The organism is Blautia sp. MCC270, assembly GCF_018785605.1.
Taxonomy (GTDB): Bacteria; Bacillota; Clostridia; order Lachnospirales; family Lachnospiraceae; genus Blautia_A; species Blautia_A fusiformis.
The window spans coordinates 1-2911 of sequence record NZ_WQQD01000090.1 but is presented as its reverse complement, the minus strand read 5'-3'; the positions used below and the strand labels follow the sequence as shown (position 1 = coordinate 2911).

The 2911-nt window shown below is 50.5% G+C and carries 3 protein-coding genes and 1 riboswitch; all 3 genes read left to right on the top strand.

Going from position 1 to position 2911, the window contains the following annotated elements:
* Positions 1-163 precede the first annotated feature (163 nt).
* A riboswitch (TPP riboswitch) is annotated at positions 164-266 on the top strand.
* 337 nt (positions 267-603) lie between these two features.
* The 3 genes from thiW to thiE are packed head-to-tail and all read left to right on the top strand — an operon-like array spanning position 604 to position 2681.
* Complete coding sequence (gene thiW, locus GPK58_RS12645) at positions 604-1158, top strand: energy coupling factor transporter S component ThiW (protein ID WP_015526323.1); 555 nt, start codon at positions 604-606, stop codon at positions 1156-1158.
* On the top strand, positions 1121-2023 hold the full coding sequence (locus tag GPK58_RS12640; protein ID WP_215638752.1) for a hydroxyethylthiazole kinase: 903 nt from the start codon (positions 1121-1123) through the stop codon (positions 2021-2023). The genes thiW and GPK58_RS12640 overlap by 38 nt, the downstream gene beginning before the upstream one ends.
* Before the next feature lie 13 nt (positions 2024-2036).
* The gene (gene thiE / locus GPK58_RS12635) at positions 2037-2681 is read left to right on the top strand and encodes a thiamine phosphate synthase (protein WP_330627265.1); all 645 of its coding nucleotides are present in this window, start codon (positions 2037-2039) and stop codon (positions 2679-2681) included.
* The last annotated feature ends 230 nt before the right edge of the window (positions 2682-2911 follow it).

Genomic DNA, 2911 nt, shown 5'->3' with positions numbered 1-2911 from the left:
ACATACCGCGCGAATTTATGCGATTAGCATAAATTCTGTGCATCGCGAAGCGTGTTGCTGAGAACGGAGTGAACAGTAACGTCTCCGGCGGGAGTGCAAAGAGCAATAAGCAGTGGAGGTTTGACAACGGGATAGGTGTGTGCTATATTGAAAAACAGAAAAGAAAAGAGCCAGCGGGAGCTTGTGTGACAGGCTGAGAGGAAGATAGATCTTCGACCGTACCTGATTTGGGTAATGCCAACGGAGGGATTGTGATTTGAGAGCGTGTCTCCGTGGAGTTTGCCATGGGATGCGCTCTTTTCGGATGCAGGAATGGAACTGGAATGGTCTGACAATGTGGGGATGTGAAAGTGACAGAGACTGCATGTGGAGCTTCTGCGAAAGAGCGGGCAGGAAGGGGAGCGCCTTAATGTCTGGCAGGAGAGTGATATTCCGGAGGATTTTTCCGGAAGGATCATGTAAGCGATGGGAATCCGTGTTTTCGGAGTGAGAGGAAGTAAGGGAACTTCGACCGCCAAAATCTAAGGGCAGACTGCAGCAGACGGGAAGCTTTTGCCCGGATCTGACAGGGCTCTGCCTGATATTTCAGGGAGGAAAAACACTATGGAAAAACAAAGGATGCACACGCTTCGTATGGTAATGCTGGCAATGATGGTTGCGATCGGTGTCGTTATTTCACCGATCCTGAGGATTGAGGGAATGTGCCCCACGGCGCATCTTGTCAATATCGTATGCTCGGTTCTGATGGGACCGTGGTATTCCCTTCTCTGTGCGACCATGATCGGCGTGATCCGTATGATGTTTATGGGAATCCCGCCACTTGCACTGACCGGTGCAGTATTTGGCGCATTCCTTTCAGGTGTGTTCTACAGACTTTCCAAAGGCAAGATCATCTGCGCGGTGATCGGTGAGATCTTTGGAACAGGTATCATCGGATCTATGGTTTCTTATCCGGTGATGGCATTCCTGATGGGAAGAGGTGGACTGACAGCATTTTATTATACGCCGATGTTCCTTGCAGCAACCACAATGGGAGGATGTGTTGCCTATATTTTCCTGAAGGCTCTGAGTAAAGCAGGTCTTCTGGTGAAATTCCAGGCAGCTTTGGGTTCAAAAACATATGAGACAAAGAATTTTACAACTGCGAAAGCGAATTAAAGAAGAAAAGCCGCTGATCCATTGCATCACCAATCCGATCTCAATCCATGACTGTGCCAACGTGGTCCTTGCAGTAGGTGCAAGGCCGATCATGGCGGAGCATCCGGCAGAGGTGACAGATATTACGGCATCGGCTGGTGCGCTGATGCTGAATCTCGGGAATATTACCGATGCCAGAATCGAGTCAATGAAGCGTTCTATGAGAACAGCGATGGAAAATAAGATTCCGGTTCTTCTGGACCTGGTAGGGGTTGCATGCAGTGATCTCAGGCTGGATTTGGCGAGGGAGCTTTTAAGGATCGGTCATCCGGCAGTGCTGAAGGGAAATATGTCAGAGCTTCTGGCTGTTTCCGGGCTGCCGTCTCATGCGATCGGAATCGATGCGGGTGTCGAGGATGCTCTGACTGAGGAAAATATCGATGGAGTCAGTGAAGTGCTTAAGGCTTTTTCCAGAAATAATCAGGCAATCGTGCTGGCTACCGGGAAACAGGATTTTGTTACGGATGGTGAACGGGTTGTTCTGGTACAAAATGGCAGTGCGGCGCTGTCCGGGATCACAGGAACCGGCTGTATGGTCGGTGCACTGACTGCGGCGTTTTTGCCGGGGTGCGAAGATAATATTGCGAAAGAAATGACGGATAGTATAGAGGCAGGTGTCTGGTCTGGCGTTGAGACGGAATTAAATGGGAAATCCGGGAATTATCTGGCTGCGGCAGTGCTTGGTACTGCACTTATGGGTATCGCCGGCGAGGAAGCGGAGAAGATTTCCCGCGGTCCGGGAAGCTTTCAGGTAAATCTGCTGGATGAGATCTATGGGCTTTCGGATCGACAGCTGCTGGATCTGTTGAAGATTGAAATGTACTGAAAAAGAGGGGATTATGATGGATAGAAAAGATTTGGATGTAACGTTGTATCTGGTGACGGATAGTTCTTATCATACGGAGGAGTCTTTGCTCCGTACGGTTGAGGAGGCTTGTAAGGGTGGTGTGACTCTGGTCCAGCTTCGCGAGAAGAATAAGGGTGGACGGGAGTATCTGGATAAGGCTTTTAAGGTGAAGGAGATCACAGATCGTTACAATGTGCCGCTGATCATTGATGATCGTGTGGATGTGGCGCTGGCCTGTGATGCGGCTGGTGTGCATGTTGGAGCTTCTGATATTCCGGTTGCTGTGGCAAGGAAGCTGATGGGACCGGATAAGATCGTGGGGGCTACTGCCAAGACGGTGGAGGCTGCTGTGAAGGCTTATGAGGCTGGTGCGGATTATCTTGGTGTGGGGGCGATTTATCCTACTACTACTAAGGTGGTGACGATCCTTACCAAGGTTTCTACGTTGAAGGATATCTGTGAGGCGGTTCCGATTCCGGCGGTTGCGATCGGGGGATTGAATGCCGGGAATATGGATGTGCTTGAGGGTGCCGGTATGAGTGGTATGGCGGTTGTTTCTGCGATCATGAAGGCGGAGGATCCGAAGAAGAATGCGCGGGAGCTGAAGGAGAAGATTGTTGCTTTGATGGGAAAGTGATTTAGGACATGAGTGAAGAGCAGTGGTGGATTTGAGGTTCATTGCTGTTCTTTTTTTTGTTGAAATACGGACGCCCGTGAGGCGTGTGCTGCCTGTCGCCGGGGCTTCGTCGGGGGCTGGCTTCTAGGCTGGCGGAATTCTGCTAAAACCGTTTTCCAAAAGTCCGAACTCGCGTCTTGCAGCCGCTCAGACAGCGGACTTTTGAAAAACAACGCAGATTTCCGCCAGCC